Below are 17,033 nucleotides of genomic sequence, written 5' to 3' on the forward strand. Positions count from 1 at the left end.
TTGCCGCAGGTTCATCGCGTTGTAACATAGCGGGAATAACCGCTGCGATCACCAACGCAACGGAACAATGGGAGTGCTTTTCATGACACTGATCAAACGGCGTAACTTTATCAAGGGCGCGGCGTCCGTCGCGGGCTTTTCGCTTGCCGCCCCCTTCATCTCCCGCTCCTACGCGCAGGGGTCGTCCGGTGCGGTCAACATCTTCGCCTGGGCGGGCTACATCAACGATGACATGCTGGCGGCCTTCGAAAAGGCCACGGGCATCAAGGCCAAGTACACGCCCTACGGCACCAATGACGAACTGCTGAACCAGTTGCGCGCCAACAATGGCGGCGGCTTCGACATTATCTGGCCGACGGTCGACCGTGTGCCCAACTATGTCGAGTTCGAGCTGGTGCAGCCGATCGACGAGACGAAGGTGAATGTCGACAAGTGCCTGCCAAGCGCCTGGAAGAATTCCGAGAACCTCGGCGCCGTGATCGACGGCAAGCGCTACCAGGTGCCGACCGACTGGGGCACGGAAGCCATCTCCTTCGACAAGGACCAGGCGCCGCTCGAATACGGCACGGCCTCCTATGGCGACATCTGGAAACCCGAGATGGATGCCAAGGCCACCGTGCGCGGCCATTCGGGCCTTGTCGGCCTCGGTCTGTGGCTCGAAGCCGAAGGCAAATTGCCCATGCCGATGACCGACGCCTTCAAGTCGGAAGAGAGCATGGTCAAGATCTACGACGCGATCCTGGCCGAGGCGACCGCCCGCAAGGGCAACATCGCCCAGTTCTGGTCCAACGAGAACGAGGCGCAGGGCGCCTTCCGCGTCAATGGCTGCGCCATCGGCCAGACCTGGGATTCGACCGCCGCCGCGCTCGGCAAGGAAGGCCTGCCCATCAGCTTCATCGCGCCGAAGGAAGGCGCGCTTGCCTGGATGGAAGGCGTGGCGATCCCCAAGGGCGCTGAGAACCTCGATCAGGCTTACGCCTTCATCAACTGGTTCCTGACGCCGGAAGCCGGCGCCATGTATACCGACGCCACCTCGATCAACTCGACCGCCGTCGGCGCCGCCGAGATGACCTCGGACCAGGCAAAGGCCTTCTTCGCCGCCGCCTACCCGGACGACGCGCTGGATAAATTGTGGTGGTGGCCGATCCAGGAAAGCTGGTTCGTCGCCAAGCGCAATGAGTACCAGGACCGCTTCCTGTCGGCCTGAGGCCGGCGGGAGCAAGGTGACTGGCGCGAGCGCCCGCCCCTCATCCGCCTGCCGGCACCTTCTCCCCGCGTGCGGGGAGAAGGAGGGTAGCTGCAACGTGGGTGACCCCCTCTCCCCGTTCACGGGGAGAGGGTAAGGATGAGGGGCGATCTCGGCGCAATTCCGTCACGGACGCGGGCGGCCAACAACAACAAGACCCGCACGCACCATAAACCCGGGGGACCATGTCACATTCCGTAGAGCTGCATCAGGTCGGCGTGACGTTCGGCGCAACCCGCGCCGTCAGCGACGTCTCGTTCACCGTCGAGGGCGGGGAGTTCTTTTCCATCCTCGGTCCCTCCGGCTGCGGCAAGACCACGCTCTTGCGCGTCATCGCCGGTTTCCTGCAGCCGACCGAAGGCCGGATCCTGATCGGCGGCAAGGATATGGCGGCGCTCGGTCCCAACCAGCGGCCGACTGCCATGATCTTCCAGTCCCTGGCGCTGTTTCCGCTGATGCCGGTGTGGGAGAACATCGCCTTCGGACTGGAAGCGCGCGGCATCGCCAAGGCAGAGCGCCGCCGCAAGGCTGACGAGTTGCTGAAGCTTATCGCCCTGGAAGGCTTTGGCGAACGTATGCCGGATGAGCTTTCCGGCGGCCAGCGGCAGCGCGTGGCGATCGCCCGGGCGCTCGCCGTCGAGCCGCAGGTGCTTTTGCTTGACGAGCCGCTGTCGGCCCTCGACCTGAAGCTGCGCCAGCACATGCGTGCCGAGCTACGCGCCTTGCAGAAACGCACCGGCGTCACCTTCATCTACATCACGCATGACCAGTCGGAGGCGCTTGCCATGTCTGACCGCGTCGCGGTGATGAGCGCCGGCGTGGTGCAGCAGGTGGGGGCGCCACGCGATCTTTACGACAATCCGGCCACACCGTTCGTGGCGCGCTTCGTCGGTGAAACCAATGCCGTCGCCTGCACGGTGAAAGGCATAGAAGCCGGCATCGCTACGGTCGACTGCGCCCACGGCACGCTTGCCGGCCGCGCCGGAGACGGGCTTGAAAGCGGCGCCAGCGCCACGCTCTATGTCCGCCCGGAAGCGCTGAAGCCAGGCAACAGCGCCGACAACGCGCTGGCCGCCACAATCGAGCGTGTCGACTTCGAGGGCGCATTCGCCCTGGCGCATGGCGTCACCGACGACGGCATGCAACTGGTCGCCTCGATCTCCAGCACCGACCTGGCGGCCGCGCCGTCCATCGGCGCCCGCGCCCGTTTCGGCTTCAACAGCGTCAACGCCGTGGTGCTGCCCGATGGCTGAACTCTACAGGCGTTTCGGCGGTGGGCTCGGCACGCTGTTCCTGGCCTTGGTCGCCGTGTGGCTTGCCGGCATGGTGCTGGCACCGAATGTGATGATGATCGACTATGCGCTGAGGCCAAACCTGCCGCCATCGCAGATCGGCGGGGCGAACGACGTCTATTCGCTCGACAACATCCTCTACCTGGCCAATGAGGGCGTGCACCGGGCGATCTTCCTCAAGACAATCTGGGCCAGCGCGCTGGTTGCCCTGGTCACCTTCCTCGTCTGCTATCCACTCGCCTTCTGGCTGGCGCAGCATGCGACGACCAACCAGGCGGCCATCGTGCTTCTGGCGCTGACCATCCCGTTCTGGATCAACGAGGTGCTGCGCACGCTGGCCTGGTATATCCTGCTTGCCTTCCGGGGTCCGCTCAACGCCGTCCTCCTGTCGCTCGGCATCATCGACGAGCCGGTGCGCTGGTATGGCGATGGCGGCGTGCTCGCCGGCATGACCTATGCCTACATCCTGTTCATGCTGTTCCCGATCTACAATTCCATCGAATCCCTCGACAAGTCGCAGATCGAGGCGGCGCGCGACCTCGGCGCATCCACCTGGCGCATCCACTGGCGCGTCGTCATCCCGCACGCCAAGGCCGGCATCGCCACCGGCTGCGTCTTCACCTTCATGCTGGCGGCCGGCAGCTACGTGGCGCCCGCCCTGCTCGGCGCGCCGGGCAGCCGCTGGTTCACCGAGATCATCTACAACTGGTTCTTCGAGGGCGGCGACTGGAATCGGGGCGCGGCCTATGCGCTGGTGCTGCTGGTGCTGTGCCTGGCGGTCGTGCTCGTGACGCTGAAGCTCGCCCGCGTCAGCCTGACGGAGGTGGCGAAATGAGCGCCGCCGACCGCATCGCCCGCGCCCTGTTCGGTTTCTACATGGCGGCGTTCTTCCTCTATCTTTTCGCGCCACTCGCCATCATGGGCGTCGCCACGTTCAACACCAGCCGCTTCCCGACCGTCACGCCATGGCAGGGCACGACGCTGAAATGGTTCCAGGAACTGTCGACCGACAGCGGCATGTGGCAATCATTGTGGACGTCGATCATCGTCGCCGTCTGCGTCGTGGCGGTGGCTCTGCCGGTCGGAACGGCAGCGGCACTGGTCCTCACCAGCCTGCATTCCCGCGCCCGCAGCTTCCTCTACGCGGTGATGGTCTCGCCGTTGCTGACACCGGGCGTGGTCATCGGCATTGCGACGCTGGTTCTGTGGCGCCAGCTCGGCGTCGGCGGCGGCGTGGTGCTGATCGTCATCGCCCAGGCGAGCTTCATCATCTGCTACGTCATGCTGATGATCACCGCCCGCCTGCAGCGCTTCGACCCGACGCAGGAGGAGGCGGCGCTCGGCCTCGGCGCGTCGAAATTCATGGTCTTCCGCCGCGTGCTCCTGCCCTTCCTCAAGCCGGCGCTGATCGCTGCCGGCTTCCTGGCGGTGCTGCAGTCCATCGAGAACTACAACACGACGCTGTTCGTGCGCGGCTTCGACACGCCGCTGACGGTCTACATCGCCACCAAGGTGCGCACCGGCCTGACACCGGCGGTCAACGCGCTGGCACTGATCATGATCGCTCTCACAATTGCCGGCGCCATCGCCTATGAGGTCGTGCGCCGACGCAACGCCGCCCGGCTCGGAACCGGCTGAAAAAGCCGGCGGGCGCGGTTCCGCGCCTGACGAGACCAAACCGAAGTACCGATGGCGGGTTTCTCGGCCTCGGGCTCCGTCTTACTTCCAGAAAGCGCAACGTCGATCGGCCGCTGACCGATAGGATTGGGATGCGCCTGAACGAGCAGGCAGGTTCAAATCAGGGCTCGCAACACCTTTGGTAGACTCTGCCAGGTGTGGATCGTTCCGGATTTGCCCGAAAATAGGGTCTCTATGCGCACAGTTCACCTGGCACCGGCAGGTTGCATCAGGTTGAGCGTTGTGTGGACAATTCGTTGATTGAATAGGCAATGAATTGTCCATCCCAGGCCCCGGCATACCCATCAAGGAGCCCGTCGAGGATATTCTGCCGGCTGCATTCCCCTTTCAGATAGGCGTTCATCTTCAGCCCCGCCGCTTCCATGAAGCTCACAAAGCCGGAAAACCGCGGCCGAAGACTTGCCATTTCGAGCGTGGCCAGGGTATCGGCAAAAAAGCCATTGGTGCGAGCATTCACAGACTCAGAAGTCCATGCCGCGCGACTTCCGGGCTGACCGCCGGCTTCGAAATAAAGTCCGCTCATCACATCCCTGCCGTGCAGCCATGCGAGATAATCTCGCGCGGCTTCGAGATCGGAACAACAGGTCGATATCGCGCAACCGGCCCCACCAAGCAGTGCCCCACGCACCGGATTGCTGCCGGGGCCGGCAAAATCCGCCGCCTGCACAACAGGACGCCCTTCTTGGCGCGCATAGTTTGAATAGCCGAACAGAAGCGGCACATAGGCAATCTCGTCGCTGCCTGCCATCGCCTCATAAGCGGCAATCGGATTCTGGCTGGTGGATCTGGGGTGCGCCATGCGCGTGAGTTCATCGAGAAGGTCGAGAACCATCAGCAACGTCTCCCGAGAGGTGAAGATGCCGTCGACGGTGCCGACCGGATCGCCCAGATTGGCGGCATAGGACAGAACCTGACATATCGCATCCGTCGGCCCGGATGGCACGGCAATCCAGGCTCCCATTTTCCGCAGGCTGCGCGCCAGACGCAAGACTTCGTCATGGGTCCTGGGGACATCGAGCCCATAATGCCGCAGGAGATCAGGGCGATAGGCAGCGACCTGCGCCGCCGCGTCGGTCGGCAAGGCCCAGACGCCGCCATCATAGGCATAGGAGTGTGCGCTCAAGCCGACAGAATCGGCTTGCACCGCAGCAACCGTTTCCGGCATCAGCGCCGAAAGATCCACCAGGCAGCCGCTCGCCCGCGCTTGCCCCGAGAAAGGATGGTCGATGATGATGAGATCGTATTGCCGCGCCAGCGGCTCGATCGGCGCTTCGCCGAAATCGCGCAGGCTGCGCGCGTCCCAGCTGATGTCGATGTCGGGCCGCAATTTGTTGAAAGCCTGCGCGGTCGCCTCGAGGCAGGCAAAACCACGCGGATGGTCCCAACCCAGGCCTTTGAGAGAACGCTTGCTCACGACACGGCCTCGCTTGCAAGCACGTCGCCGTGGCCGAGATCCCGGCTCAAAGCGGTGGCCGCATCGACCAGCAGCACCAAAGCATCCTTGCGGGTGGGGATGGCACCCGCCTGCTCCAGATAGGGAATGGTAAGCGCCGCCTTGGCGATGCCTGAATGGTCGCGTATCGCAACCGACAGGTTGGTGACGCCGCGAACGACCTTGCTGTCCCAAACTTCGTAGCCAATCCGGCGAATGCGGTCGAAGCGCTCCCGATAGCCAGGGCGCAGTTCCTTCTCTTCTTCACCCAAAACGGTCTCGATGCGAATGTCGCCCGCAAAAGCCGTAATGACGACGCCTGAGCTCGTCTCGAGCAACGGAAACGTCGCCCCCACCTTGACGCTGTAGTGCATTGGCAGCGGGCTGTCCGTCGATGCGAGCACGTAGAGCTGCATATCCTGCGCCATCGCCAAATGGCAGGACTGCATGCTGCGCCGCGCCAGTTCGTCCATGACCGGGTGGGCCGCCCGAACGAGTTGAGCGATCGGTGGATTTTTGTGCGACAGCTCGAACAGGCGCAGCGACAGGGAATAACGGTCTGTCTCGGCTGACTTGTAGACGAAGCGGCGGCGCTCCAGCGCGATCATGACGCGGTAGAGTTCGCCCATGGAGCGCTCCAGCGCGCGGCAGAGCTCGGTCATGCTCGCGCCATTCTGCCGTTCGGCGAGATATTCGAGAATGTCGATCGCCTTCTCGACGGCTGGAGCCTGATAGGAGCCGTTTGGCGGATTTTGTGTCTTGGGACGGGTGGTCAACGTCAGAACCTCGCAAGCCAAGTCGATAATGATGGAATGAAGATAAGAAGCGCCGCGGTGAAGAGAAATGCCGCGATAAAGGGGACGACTGCCCGCGCAAAAGACGGCACCGACACGCCGGTGATGGCGCAAGTGGTGAACATGACCGTGCCGACCGGCGGCGTGATGCCGCCGAGGTGGATCATGAACACGAAGACGATGCCGAACTGCACCGGATCGATGCCAAGGCTGGTGGCAACCGGCATGAACATCGGCGCGAGGACCAGAATCAGTGCGGTACCCTCGACGATCATTCCGGCGATCAGCAGTATGCAGGAAATCAGCAGCATCATCGAGAGCGGGTCGGACGCGGTCGCCAGCAGTGCTTCTCCGACCGCCTGCGGCACCCGCTCAAACGTCAGCACCCAGGTGAAAGCAGCCGACGCCGCCAACACCAGAAGGATGGCCGCCGTGGTGGAGATCGTCGAGCGAAGCGCCGCGAGGAGTCCGGACAACGAAGCCTCGCGGTAGATGAGCATGAAGACGAGCGTATACGCCACGGCAAGCCCGCCCGCCTCCGACGGCGTGAAGATGCCTCCGCGGATGCCGACGATGATCAAGACCGGCATCAGGATCGCCGGCAGGGCGCCCAGAAACGCTGGCCCCAGCCTTTGCAACGGCGGTGCTTTGTCCGGTCCGTCCCAGCGGTTCCGCTTCGCCGTCACATGAACCAGCAACAGCAACACGACCGAGAGAAGGAGGCCTGGAAGGATTGCGCCGGCAAACAGCGCGCCAATCGACGTGTCGGTGACGAAGCCGAACAGGATCAGGCTGATGCCCGGCGGAATCAGCGGCGCGATCAGCGCCGAGGAGGCAGTCAATGCCGCCGAATAGGGCTTCGGATAGCCGCGCGCCGTCATCTGCGGCACCAGGATCTTCGACTGCATTGCCGCGTCACCATTGGCCGAACCCGACATGCCGGAGAGCAGCGTGCTCAGGATGACGTTGGTCTTGGCCAGGCCGCCGGTCAATCGCCGGGTAAGGAGCAGTGCGAAGGTCATGACGCGGCGTGTTATGCCCGAAGTGTTCATCAACTCCCCGGCGAGGATGAAGAGCGGAATTGCCAGAAGCGGAAAACTCTGGGTGCCCGCCACGAGCCGCTGGGCGACCGCGACATCCATGACGGCCGGCTCCATGACGATCCAGAACCCAGCGATGGCGAGGAAGACCATGGCGATCGGGATGCCCAGGATCACCAGAACCACGAAGAGCGCCGCAGCGGCGAGAAGCATCATGCTCCCGCCTCCGTCCGTTGCTCGGGAGCGGAGGAGCCAGCGAAAATACCGAAGAGCTGGGAGAGCCCCAGGAGCAGGAAGCCCACGGGCAGGCTGGCATAAAGCCAGCGGATCGATATGCGCATCGACGGGATCGTCATACCCGCGCGCTGCGCCAGCTTCCATCCGATCCAGCAGAGATAGAGGGAGAGCGCCACCAGGAGCAGCTGGCGCGCAACGCGCAGCGCCTTGGCCGCGCCCGCCGGCAGCGCCGCGTCGATCAGATCGACCGCCAGATGCGCCCGGTCGCGCTCGGCGAGCGACAGGCCCAGAAAGACCAGCCAGGCGAACAACAGGGTCGAGAGATCGTAGGAATAGACGAGCGGTGCACCGGCGACATAGCGCATGCCGACGGCGACGACCACCAGGATCACCATCGCTATGGTGAGGATCGCGCAAAGGGCGAAGACCAGGCGGTCGAGACCGCGCGCCAGAGCTCGGACGGCGTTCATCGGCACGGAGCTCCGGCGACCTCGAGGGCGGTCCCGGCGATCACTTCCGGTCGCCGTCGATGACAGCACGAGCCTTGTCGTAGAGCCCTTCGGACCATTCGGGGAATGCCGCCGCGATGCCGGCGGCGCGCTCGACGAACTGGGCCCGGTCGATATCGGAAATGACGGTCATGCCCTTTTCGGCGAGCTCGGCGACTTGCGATTCGTAACCGGAAATCGCTGTTTCGCTCATCGCGTCGCAAGCAGCATCCGCCTCTTCCTGGACGATCGCCTGGTTCTCGTCGGACAAGCCGTTGAACAGGCTGGCACTCATGACGACCGACGACAGATCGAGGATGTGGTTGGTCCGGATGAGATACTTGGCATGCTCATAGTGCTTCTGGTCGAGGATGGCGGCCGGCGGCGCCTCGCCGGCATCGATCACGCCCTGCGCCAGGGCGCTGTAGACTTCCGGCCACGGCATCGGGGTGGGAGCGGCGCCGAAGACCTGCTTGACCATTTCCGTGTAGATCGTGACGGGCTGCACGCGCATCTTCAGCCCCGCCATGTCGCCGGGCACGCGCACGGGCCGGTCGCGCGTGTAGAGATCGCGAATGCCGAAGGCGAAATAGCACAGCACCTTGATGTTGTGCTCGGCCTCCGCCTTGGCCTCGATCTCCTTGATGAGGTCGCTTGCCAGAAGCCGCCGCGCAGCATCGAAATCGGGATAGAGGAACGGGTAGACGATGATGCCGAAATCCGGAACGTAGTTGGCGATCGTCCCCGGCCCCACCTGGCCGATCAGATCGCCCCCCAGAGCGATCTGCTCGGTGATCTGGGCGTTTTCGCCGAGCTGACCGGACGGAAACATCTCAACCTTCACCGCGCCGTCGGTGCGCTCGCTGATCCTCTCCGCCATGTCCGTCCCGACGCTGTTCACGAAATGCGTCGGCGAGTTCATGTGCGCGAAGCGGATCGTCGTCTGCGCCTGTGCGCCCGCGGCGGCAAGAACCACCCCTGAGACAGTGAGTGCGAGGGCAAGTTTGGGCATGAGAATCCTCCCGGTTGATTTTTTCATATGAAAATGCATTTTTATATACGAGTCAATGTTGCGGATGGGAAATCCCCGCAATACGGCTGAGCGCTTGGCCGCCTGGAGCGGGAGGAGGCGCATATTGGGAGCCGCCATGGGAGTGGCGGCTCGTCGTCAGGATTTTGGGAGGTAAAGATGACAAGAACGATCTTCGCGGCAACGTTGGCCGGCGCCGTCATGGCCACTGCCGCAGCCCGGGCCGAACCGGTGACACTGCAGTTCTGGGACAACCAGCAAACCGAGAGCGGCCTCTCCGACCTGCAGAAGGGAGCGGTCGACCGCTTCATGAAGGAGAACCCGGACGTCCGCATCGAGGTGACGACGATCCCCTACCCCGAATACCAGCAGCGCCTGCTGACCGCGGTGCAGGGCGGCAACGCACCCGACATCGCCACGCTCGACCAGATATGGATGGGCGCCTTTGCGGCCGCCGGCGCCGTTGACGATCTGTCGGAAATGACCGGGAAAGCCGGGCCGAAGCGCGACGATTTCTTCTCCGGCGCCTGGGACAGCGCCGTCTACCAGGACGGCCTTTACGGCATTCCCTTCAATGTCGACGTCTGGCAGTTCAGCTTCTACAACAAAGCCCTGCTCGAATCCGCCAGCGTCGATCCACAATCACTGACGACCTTCGCCGGCCTCAAGGCGGCAGGCGAGGCGCTGACCCGCGACGGGCAGTTCGGCATCGGCCTGTTCGGGCACAAGGGCGAGGACACGGTGGTGGTGATGAACAGCTTCGTCTTCTCCAATGGCGGCAGGGTGCTCGACGAAACCGGCGCCTGCGCCCTCAACGCGCCCGAGGCCGTCGAGGCGCTCACCTATCTGCAGGGTCTCGTGCCTTATGCGCCGAAAGGCATCCTCAACGCCTCCTCCGGCGACATGCGCGAGCTTTTCCTCAACGGCTCCCTGGCGATCGAATTCTGGCCGGCACTGGAACAGCCGACCCTGCAGAAGAGCAAGCTCGACTGGGGCTTCATTGCCGGCACGGCACCGGAAGGCAAGGCGCCCGTCGGCACGTTCGGCGGCTGGAACCTGGCGCTCTTCGCCTCCTCCGAACATAAGGAAGCGGCCTGGAAGTTCATCGAGTTCATGGTGCGCGAGGACGTGAACGGCGACGTCGTCGATCTGATCCCGGCCAACAAGAAAGCCGCAGAGGCGTTTCTCGAAGCCAACCGGAAGGACCCGGCAACCGTCATGGCGCATCTGGAGAATGCCGCTCCGCGTCCCCTGTCGCCGCGCTATCTGGAGCTTGCGGATGCGGAACTGCGCCTGGCCCAGGAGATCTACGGGGGTGCCGAGGTCCAGGCCGCGGCGGATGCGGCCTGCGAAGCCATCGACGCGCTGAACTGAGGCGATTTCTCTCCGCCGCCTGCGCCGGACAAGGCGCGGGCGGCGCATGGGACGAGAACGGATACGGCTTTCTGAAATGCTGACACAAGACCGATGGATGCTCTGGCTGCTGATAGCCCCGACGGCGATCCTGCTGACGGCGTTCATGTACTATCCGATGGTCGGCACGGTCATCGAGAGCTTCTACCAGACCTCCTTCATCAACCCGCGCCCGCAATTCGCCGGCTGGGCCATCTACGAGAAGGTGCTGGCAAGCCGCGAATTTTCCGAAATCCTGTGGAACTCCGTCGTTTGGACCCTCGGCGTCGTCCTCCTGCAGAACGTGCTCGGCTTCCTGGTGGCGCTGCTGCTCAACCAGGGCCTGCCGGCCCAGGGTCTGCTGCGCGCCATCGTGCTCCTGCCCTGGATTCTGCCTGGCGTGGTCACGGCGATCCTCTGGCGCTTCATGTACGATCCGCAGCTCGGCCTCATCAATTCCATCCTCATCCGCCTCGGTCTGCTGGAAGACAACGTCGCCTGGCTCGCCGAAAGCCGCACGGCGATGGCCGCCGTCATCTTCGCTGCAGTGTGGAAGGGCTTTCCCTTTTCGATGCTGATCTATCTCGCGGCGCTGCAGAACGTCGACAGGGAGCAGATCGAGGCCGCGACAATCGACGGAGCGGGGCCGCTGCGCCGGCTGATCGACGTGACGCTGCCGGCCATTCGCGACGTGGTGGCCGTCAACGTGGTCCTCACGATGATCCTGACCTTCAACTATTTCGACCTCGTCTGGGTGCTGACGCGCGGCGGGCCGCAAAACGCGACCCACATCTTCCCGACGCGGATCTTCGAAACCGGCTTCGGCCAGTTCCGTTTCGGCGAAGCCGCCGCCTATGGCGTGTTTTCCATTCTCGTGCTCGCGGTTCTGGTGGCGTTCTACGTCATCGTCCAGCGTGCAAACGCGGCGCGCAGGCACACGGCATGAGACGCTCGCTCCCCGCGCGCTTCGGTCTAGCGCTGCTGCAGATGGCGGTCGCCGCCTTCGTGCTCATCCCCTTCTTCTGGATGCTCTCGGTCAGCCTGAAGCCCACCACCGAACCGTTCGCCATCCCGGCCAGGTTGTGGCCCGAAGCGCCGACGCTCGCCAACTACGTGACTGCGTTCCGCCCCGAGTTCCGCGATTATTTCCTGAACTCCGTCGTCGTCTCGCTTTCCACGGTGGCGATCACGGTGACGCTCGGCCTTCTCGCCGCCTACGCCTTCAGCCGCGCGCGGCTTCTTGTGATCACCGGGCTGATGTCGCTCGTCGTCCTTGCGCAGATGTTCCCGCATTCGGCGATCATCATCCCGATCTACAAGATGATGCGGGCCGCCGACCTGCTCAACACCTATACGAGCCTGATCGTCGCCTATGTTTCGGTGACCCTGCCGGTCGCCATCTGGATGCTGCATGGCTTCCTGGCGAAACTGCCCGTTTCCCTGGAGGAGGCGGCCAATATCGACGGCGCCGGTCCGATCCGCGTGTTCTGGGAGATCGTCGTGCCGCTGGCCCGCCCCGGCATCATCGCCACCGCCGTCTACGTGCTCATCGTCACCTGGCAGGAATTCCTCTTCGCCTTGTCCTTCACCTCCAGCAAGGCGATGCGCACCCTGCCGGTCGGCCTCAACGATTTCATCGGCCAGTACGGCATCCGCTACGGCGAACTGATGGCATCCTCGGTTATGGTGTCGGTGCCGGTGGTCGCGGTGTTCTTCCTCTTGCAACGATACTTCGTCGCCGGGCTCACGGCCGGCGCGGTAAAGGGATAGCCATGTCATTGATCAAGATCTCCGACCTGCTGCCGGGCGTGCGGCAAATCACCTTCAATCGCCCGGACAAGCTCAACGCCCTGTCGACGCCGCTCATGGATGCGTTCGAAGCGGCGCTCGACGCGGCCGCGGCAGCCCCTGAAATTCGCGTCATCGTCCTGCGCGGCGCGGGCGGCAAGGCGTTCGTCGCTGGCGCCGATATCGGCGAATACCAGGGCGACAGGTCGGCGGAATTCATCGCCTACCAGATGAACAGCCGGCGCGTCTTCGACAAGCTCGAGCGGCTGGCGAAACCGGTGATCTGCGCCATCGACGGGTTCGCGCTCGGCGGGGGCTTCGAGATCGCCCTTTGCTGCGACATCATCGTCTGTTCGGAGACGGCCCAGCTCGGCCTTCCCGAGGGGCGGCTCGGTCTTTCGCCGGGCGGCGGGGGAACGCAGCGCCTCCTGCGGGCGGTCGGCAAATACGCGGCCTCCGACTTGATGCTGGCCGGCTGGCGCATGGACGCGCGACGCGCGCAGGCGCTCGGCATCGCCGCCGACGTGGTGCCGCAGGAAGCGCTGGGCGAGGCCGTATTGAAACGCGCCCGCGCCTGCCTGAAGATCGCGCCGCTCGCCCAGGCCGAGATGAAGCGGTTGCTGCGTGAAGGCGGCGACGCGCCGCTGGAAGCCGCCAAGAGCTATGAGCAGGAAGTGCTCTTCCGCCTCTACGGCACGCGCGACGCCAAGGAAGGCATCGATGCCTTCCTGGAGAAGCGTGATCCGCAGTTCAGGGGAGAATGAGGATGGAGCGCGAACTGGACGGAAAGGTCGCAATCGTCACCGGCGGCGCGCAGGGGATCGGCAAGGCCTGCATCGAGGCCCTTGCGGTGCGCGGCGCCGAGGTCGTCATCGCCGACATCGATGGGGAGGCCGGCGAAAGGCTGGCCAGGACGATCGACAGCGGCGGTGGCAAGGCCGTGTCCATCGCATGCGACGTCGGCAGCATGGCGTCGATGGAGGCCATGGCGGCGGCCGCCGAGGCGCGCTTCGGCGGCATCGACATCCTGGTCAACAATGCGGCGTGCGCCTTGAGCGGCGTGGTGGATGCGATCGACGAGGCGCTCTGGCAATCGGTGATCAACACCAATCTCACCGGCGTGTGGCGCGGCATGAAGGTCTGCGTGCCGTCGATGCGGCGGCGCGGCGGCGGCGTCATCGTCAACATGTCGTCCGTGCAGGCGCTCGTCGGCTTCGCCGGGTGGCCGGCCTATGCGGCCGCCAAGGGCGGCATCGACGCCCTCACTCGGCAAACGGCAATCGATCTGGCTTCGGCCGGCATCCGGGTCAACGCCGTAGCGCCCGGAACGATCATGACGCCGATGAACGAACGCATCTTCGCCGAGGTCGAGGACGCGGAGGCGCTGCGCCGGTCGTGGAATGAGGCGCATCCGATCGGCCGTTTCGGGCAGCCGGAGGAGGTTGCCGAGACGGTCGCCTTCCTCGCCGGCCCACGCGCCAGCTTCATCACCGGTGAGATCGTCCGCGTGGACGGCGGCCTCGCCATCCGAGGGGAGTAGGGTCGTGACCCAGCCTGCGCAAAGAGTGGTGACGGATTGGCTGACGGCGGAGACGCCGGCCGGCCAGGTAGCGATCGATCCGGCGCTCGGCAATCTTCGCGGCCTGACCTTTCGCGCGGACGGACGGGACCTCCGCCCGCTGCACACCGCCCACTGGGTGGACGACCCGGACGTTCAGGCGGACGAGGCCATCGCTCCCATCGAGCGCAAGCTCGCCGGGGACTTCTTCTGCGCCCCATTCGGCCACAGCGAACTGAGCGACGCGCCGATCCACGGTTGGAGCGCCAACAGCCACTGGTCGCTCGCCGAGCGCGCGGACGGCCTGTTGCGGCTCCGCCTTGACCGGGAGATCTTCGGCGCCAGCCTCGAAAAGGAACTGCGCCTGTCCAGCACGGCGCCCATCCTTTACCAGACGCATCGCATCATGGGCGGCGAAGGCGCCCTCACCGTCGCGCATCATGTGATGACGCATATGGCAGCGGGCGGGCGACTCGATTTCTCCCCCAAGCAGGTGGCCATCGCGCCGGACAAGCCGTTCGAACAGGGCCGCAGCCGCCTCGCCTGTCCGGCCGCGAGCGCCGAGCTCGCCGCGTTTCCCGCGGCCGGAGGGGGCGTGGTCGACCTGCACGCCTATCCCGCCGAGACCGGCCATGAGGATTTCGTCACGCTGGTCGAGCGGTCGGGCGCCGCGTTCGGCTGGACCGCGGTGCTGCGCGCGGCGGAGGACGACCTGCTGTTCGTGCTCAAGGATCCCCATACCCTGCCCGTGACCATGCTTTGGCTTTCCAATGGCGGGCGCGACCGGGCGCCATGGGGCGGCCGCCACACCGGCGTGCTCGGCATAGAAGATGGCTGCACGGCGGGTGCTGCCGGCCATCGCGCCGCCCTCGGCGAGACGCCGATCGGCAAGGCGGGAGCGGCAACCGTCCTGCGGTTGCGGCCGGACGCAGAACATGTGGTTCGCCAAGTGATCGGCGCCGTCCCGCGCCCGCGCGGCTGGCAGCGCATCGCCGCCATCGCGCTGCGGGACGACCGGCTGGTCATCACCGAAGGCGGCGGCGAAACCCTGGCGCTCGACTTCGCGCCGGGCTTCTTCAGCAGGGAGTTTTGACATGGCAAGCGTCGCTCTTCGCGGGCTCGGCAAGCGCTTCGGCACCTTCACCGCGCTCGAAAGCGTCGACCTCTCGATCCCTGACGGCGAATTCCTGGTCCTGCTCGGCCCTTCCGGCTGTGGCAAGACGACGGTGATGCGGATGATCGCCGGGCTTGAGGAGCCGAGCTGCGGCGACATCCTGATCGACGGCCAGCGCGTCAACGATCTGGCCGCCCGCGACCGCGACCTCGCCATGGTGTTCCAGAACTACGCGCTCTATCCGCATATGACGGTGGGACAGAACATCGGCTATCCGCTCAAGATCAAGCGCATCAAAGGCGAGGAACGACAGAGACGTGTGCAGGAAGCCGCCGACAAGGTCGAGCTCGGTCATCTCCTTGCCCGCAAACCAGCCGAATTGTCTGGCGGCCAGCGACAGCGCGTCGCGCTCGCCCGCGCCCTCATCCGCACGCCGCGCCTGTTCCTTATGGACGAGCCGCTATCGAATCTCGACGCCAAGCTCAGGACGGTGATGCGCGCGCAGCTCAAGCATTTGCAGCGCGAACTGGCGACAACGACCATCTACGTCACCCACGACCAGGTCGAGGCGATGACCCTCGCCGACCGCATCGTCATCCTCAACGATGCCCGTATCCAGCAGATCGGGACGCCGGCGGAGATCTACGCCCGGCCCGCGAACGTCTTCATCGCCGGCTTCATAGGCTCTCCGCCCATGAACCTCATCGAGGGGCGGATTGAAAACGGTCGCTTTGTGCATGCGGCTGGCGCGGTCGGCGTCACGGCCGCCGATCGGGCGCGCGCGGTGCTCGGCCTGCGCCCGGAGGACATCGCGCTCGCCGATCCCGCCGACGCCGATCTGGTCGGCGAGGTCTATGCCAGCGAGCTGATCGGCGATCACACGCTTCTCAGCATCCGCATCGGGCAAACGCTGGTCGCCGTGAAGGTGGCGCCGGATGGCGGACTTCCTATAGGAACAAAGGCGGGGCTGAAGGCGAGCACCGGTAAGCTGCACGTCTTCGACGGCGAAAGCGGCGAGCGGCCGCCGGTGCGGCAATGACCTATGATTTCAGCACATCGGAACCACCCCTCCTCGCCAGCGGAAATGCCCGTGTGTTCTTCGACGGCACCTTTTCCAAACCGAAGATCAGTCATCCGGAAGGCGTTGCGATCGGCCCCGACGGTTGGGTCTGGTGCGGCAATCAGGACGGGGATATCCTGCGCATCGCTCCCGACGGAAGCACGATGGAACAGGTCGCTTCCACAGGCGGATTCTTGCTTGGGCTCGCGTTTGAGGGAGAGCGGGCGCTGTTTGCGTGCGACATGCACCATGCTGCGGTCTTCCGACTAGACCTGCGAGACCGCTCCCTCCGACGCTTCACGCAACCTGGCATCCGCATTCCCAATTTCCCCCTGGTCGATGCCGTGCGGCGGCGACTTCTGGTTTCCGACAGCTATGCGCGGGATGAAGCGGGCCCCGGCATATGGTGCTACGATCTCGACAGCGGCGTGGGCGCGCTGTGGTTCGCTGAGCCACTGCGCTTTGCCAACGGGCTCGCCATGCGGTCTGGCGACGACAGCGTCTATGTTTGCGAGACATTTGCCGCCGCCGTCAGCCGCATTCCTATTCAGCCCGATGGTTCGGCCGGAAAAGCCACAAGCTTTGCGACCGATCTTCCGGGACTGCCCGACGGGATCGCCTTCGACACGGAAGGCCAATTAATTGTCGGCTGCTACGAGCCGTCGCGACTGTTGCGGATCGCTCCGGACGGCAGCGACGTCCGGGTTCTGATCGAGGACAGGACGGCGCATGTGCTTTGCCACCCGACCAACGTGGCGTTCGACGGCAACGCCCTCTACACCGCCAATTTGGGCCGCTGGCACATTACACGCATCGCGCTGAACATCGGCAACAAGCCCCTGTGGAGCGAGCATGCCTGAGCGC

17 protein-coding genes are annotated in these 17,033 nt (G+C 64.7%); 12 read left to right on the forward strand and 5 right to left on the reverse strand.

Annotated elements, in window-relative coordinates:
• Positions 1-82: 82 nt before the first annotated feature.
• The 4 genes from AB843_RS04770 (at position 83) to AB843_RS04785 (ending at position 4,176) form a co-directional block, all read left to right on the forward strand.
• Positions 83-1,207, forward strand: a complete 1,125-nt coding sequence (locus tag AB843_RS04770; RefSeq protein WP_048645649.1) for an extracellular solute-binding protein — start codon at positions 83-85, stop codon at positions 1,205-1,207.
• Between the two features lie 224 nt (positions 1,208-1,431).
• Positions 1,432-2,499: an ABC transporter ATP-binding protein gene (locus AB843_RS04775; protein WP_048645650.1), complete on the forward strand. Its 1,068-nt coding sequence runs from the start codon at positions 1,432-1,434 to the stop codon at positions 2,497-2,499.
• The gene (locus AB843_RS04780) at positions 2,492-3,373 is read left to right on the forward strand and encodes an ABC transporter permease (protein ID WP_048645651.1); all 882 of its coding nucleotides are present in this window, start codon (positions 2,492-2,494) and stop codon (positions 3,371-3,373) included. Before AB843_RS04775 ends, AB843_RS04780 begins: the two co-directional genes overlap by 8 nt.
• Positions 3,370-4,176 (forward strand): ABC transporter permease, encoded by an 807-nt coding sequence (locus AB843_RS04785; RefSeq protein WP_048645652.1) that lies wholly within the window; start codon positions 3,370-3,372, stop codon positions 4,174-4,176. The genes AB843_RS04780 and AB843_RS04785 overlap by 4 nt, the downstream gene beginning before the upstream one ends.
• Before the next feature lie 268 nt (positions 4,177-4,444).
• On the opposite strand, the gene AB843_RS04790 is transcribed toward AB843_RS04785, so the two are convergent.
• Genes AB843_RS04790 through AB843_RS04810 form a run of 5 tightly spaced genes read right to left on the reverse strand, consistent with a single transcriptional unit; the run spans position 4,445 to position 9,239 of the window.
• The gene (locus AB843_RS04790; RefSeq protein WP_048645653.1) at positions 4,445-5,650 is read right to left on the reverse strand and encodes an ABC transporter substrate-binding protein; all 1,206 of its coding nucleotides are present in this window, start codon (positions 5,648-5,650) and stop codon (positions 4,445-4,447) included.
• Positions 5,647-6,444 (reverse strand): IclR family transcriptional regulator, encoded by a 798-nt coding sequence (locus AB843_RS04795; RefSeq protein ID WP_048645654.1) that lies wholly within the window; start codon positions 6,442-6,444, stop codon positions 5,647-5,649. The genes AB843_RS04790 and AB843_RS04795 overlap by 4 nt, the downstream gene beginning before the upstream one ends.
• Before the next feature lie 2 nt (positions 6,445-6,446).
• A complete protein-coding gene (locus tag AB843_RS04800; RefSeq protein ID WP_048645655.1) occupies positions 6,447-7,718 on the reverse strand; it encodes a TRAP transporter large permease in 1,272 nt (423 codons plus the stop codon).
• Positions 7,715-8,209 carry a TRAP transporter small permease gene (locus AB843_RS04805; RefSeq protein ID WP_157384423.1) on the reverse strand — a complete coding sequence of 165 codons (495 nt, stop codon included), beginning with the start codon at positions 8,207-8,209 and terminating at the stop codon, positions 7,715-7,717. Before AB843_RS04805 ends, AB843_RS04800 begins: the two co-directional genes overlap by 4 nt.
• Before the next feature lie 40 nt (positions 8,210-8,249).
• Entirely contained in the window at positions 8,250-9,239 is a 990-nt protein-coding gene (locus AB843_RS04810) for a TRAP transporter substrate-binding protein (protein ID WP_157384424.1), read from the reverse strand.
• A gap of 177 nt (positions 9,240-9,416) precedes the next feature.
• On the opposite strand from AB843_RS04810, the gene AB843_RS04815 reads away from it, so the two are divergent.
• The 8 genes from AB843_RS04815 to AB843_RS04850 all read left to right on the forward strand — a co-directional run bounded on the left by AB843_RS04815 (position 9,417) and on the right by AB843_RS04850 (position 17,029).
• On the forward strand, positions 9,417-10,631 hold the full coding sequence (locus tag AB843_RS04815; RefSeq protein WP_048645658.1) for an ABC transporter substrate-binding protein: 1,215 nt from the start codon (positions 9,417-9,419) through the stop codon (positions 10,629-10,631).
• A gap of 76 nt (positions 10,632-10,707) precedes the next feature.
• Positions 10,708-11,595 (forward strand): carbohydrate ABC transporter permease, encoded by an 888-nt coding sequence (locus tag AB843_RS04820; protein WP_048645659.1) that lies wholly within the window; start codon positions 10,708-10,710, stop codon positions 11,593-11,595.
• The gene (locus tag AB843_RS04825) at positions 11,592-12,419 is read left to right on the forward strand and encodes a carbohydrate ABC transporter permease (protein WP_048645660.1); all 828 of its coding nucleotides are present in this window, start codon (positions 11,592-11,594) and stop codon (positions 12,417-12,419) included. Before AB843_RS04820 ends, AB843_RS04825 begins: the two co-directional genes overlap by 4 nt.
• Positions 12,420-12,421: 2 nt before the next feature.
• Positions 12,422-13,201 carry an enoyl-CoA hydratase/isomerase family protein gene (locus tag AB843_RS04830; protein ID WP_087587035.1) on the forward strand — a complete coding sequence of 260 codons (780 nt, stop codon included), beginning with the start codon at positions 12,422-12,424 and terminating at the stop codon, positions 13,199-13,201.
• 2 nt (positions 13,202-13,203) lie between these two features.
• Positions 13,204-13,977, forward strand: a complete 774-nt coding sequence (locus tag AB843_RS04835; protein WP_048645661.1) for an SDR family NAD(P)-dependent oxidoreductase — start codon at positions 13,204-13,206, stop codon at positions 13,975-13,977.
• A gap of 4 nt (positions 13,978-13,981) precedes the next feature.
• Positions 13,982-15,088, forward strand: coding sequence for a hypothetical protein (locus tag AB843_RS04840; protein ID WP_157384425.1), 1,107 nt, complete (start codon positions 13,982-13,984; stop codon positions 15,086-15,088).
• Position 15,089: 1 nt separating this feature from the next.
• A complete protein-coding gene (locus AB843_RS04845; protein WP_048645662.1) occupies positions 15,090-16,148 on the forward strand; it encodes an ABC transporter ATP-binding protein in 1,059 nt (352 codons plus the stop codon).
• A complete protein-coding gene (locus AB843_RS04850; RefSeq protein WP_048645663.1) occupies positions 16,145-17,029 on the forward strand; it encodes an SMP-30/gluconolactonase/LRE family protein in 885 nt (294 codons plus the stop codon). Before AB843_RS04845 ends, AB843_RS04850 begins: the two co-directional genes overlap by 4 nt.
• Positions 17,030-17,033 lie beyond the last annotated feature (4 nt).

Source organism: Nitratireductor soli (assembly GCF_001050155.1).
GTDB classification, from domain to species: domain Bacteria; phylum Pseudomonadota; class Alphaproteobacteria; order Rhizobiales; family Rhizobiaceae; genus Nitratireductor; species Nitratireductor soli.

Excerpts from the sequence above, each read along its gene's own strand:
- AB843_RS04775 (WP_048645650.1), top strand. The coding sequence starts at position 1,432 with ATGTCACATTCCGTAGAGCTGCATCAGGTCGGCGTGACGTTCGGCGCA.
- AB843_RS04835 (WP_048645661.1), top strand. The coding sequence starts at position 13,204 with ATGGAGCGCGAACTGGACGGAAAGGTCGCAATCGTCACCGGCGGCGCG.
- AB843_RS04820 (WP_048645659.1), top strand. The coding sequence starts at position 10,708 with ATGCTGACACAAGACCGATGGATGCTCTGGCTGCTGATAGCCCCGACG.
- AB843_RS04815 (WP_048645658.1), top strand. The coding sequence starts at position 9,417 with ATGACAAGAACGATCTTCGCGGCAACGTTGGCCGGCGCCGTCATGGCC.
- AB843_RS04825 (WP_048645660.1), top strand. The coding sequence starts at position 11,592 with ATGAGACGCTCGCTCCCCGCGCGCTTCGGTCTAGCGCTGCTGCAGATG.
- AB843_RS04800 (WP_048645655.1), bottom strand. The coding sequence starts at position 7,718 with ATGATGCTTCTCGCCGCTGCGGCGCTCTTCGTGGTTCTGGTGATCCTG.
- AB843_RS04780 (WP_048645651.1), top strand. The coding sequence starts at position 2,492 with ATGGCTGAACTCTACAGGCGTTTCGGCGGTGGGCTCGGCACGCTGTTC.
- AB843_RS04805 (WP_157384423.1), bottom strand. The coding sequence starts at position 8,209 with ATGAACGCCGTCCGAGCTCTGGCGCGCGGTCTCGACCGCCTGGTCTTC.
- AB843_RS04810 (WP_157384424.1), bottom strand. The coding sequence starts at position 9,239 with ATGCCCAAACTTGCCCTCGCACTCACTGTCTCAGGGGTGGTTCTTGCC.
- AB843_RS04770 (WP_048645649.1), top strand. The coding sequence starts at position 83 with ATGACACTGATCAAACGGCGTAACTTTATCAAGGGCGCGGCGTCCGTC.
- AB843_RS04785 (WP_048645652.1), top strand. The coding sequence starts at position 3,370 with ATGAGCGCCGCCGACCGCATCGCCCGCGCCCTGTTCGGTTTCTACATG.
- AB843_RS04830 (WP_087587035.1), top strand. The coding sequence starts at position 12,422 with ATGTCATTGATCAAGATCTCCGACCTGCTGCCGGGCGTGCGGCAAATC.
- AB843_RS04845 (WP_048645662.1), top strand. The coding sequence starts at position 15,090 with ATGGCAAGCGTCGCTCTTCGCGGGCTCGGCAAGCGCTTCGGCACCTTC.
- AB843_RS04850 (WP_048645663.1), top strand. The coding sequence starts at position 16,145 with ATGACCTATGATTTCAGCACATCGGAACCACCCCTCCTCGCCAGCGGA.